This is a genomic window from Paenarthrobacter aurescens (assembly GCF_025421775.1).
Taxonomy (GTDB): domain Bacteria; phylum Actinomycetota; class Actinomycetes; order Actinomycetales; family Micrococcaceae; genus Arthrobacter; species Arthrobacter aurescens_B.
On record NZ_JAOEFX010000206.1, the window covers coordinates 1 to 275 of the forward strand.

General features: G+C 42.2%; 1 protein-coding gene. It reads right to left on the reverse strand.

Features of this window, described 5'->3' with window-relative positions; translation table 11 throughout:
* Positions 1–275: hypothetical protein (locus N7568_RS23325; protein ID WP_261612088.1), on the reverse strand; the 275-nt coding region annotated here is incomplete at both ends.

Genomic DNA, 275 nt, shown 5'->3' on the forward strand with positions numbered 1-275 from the left:
TGTTTTTTTGCCAGGTCTCATCCCAGTAATGGCGAATACTCTCCAGAGGCAGCGATGTTGTTACATCAAAAAAAACTATCAGTGGTACTTTGTCAGGGATATGTGCGAAAGGAATGTCAGCAATCAACTTCGAAAAAATCTTCGTTATCACGAATTTTAGCGAGTCCTGCGGGCTGGAAGAAATTTGGCTCATCCTGGAGCTTTCATTACCATCCCGGTCGACCTGCGAAACAATAATGCTATCGTTATTTTGTATCGCAATAGCTGTATCTTTC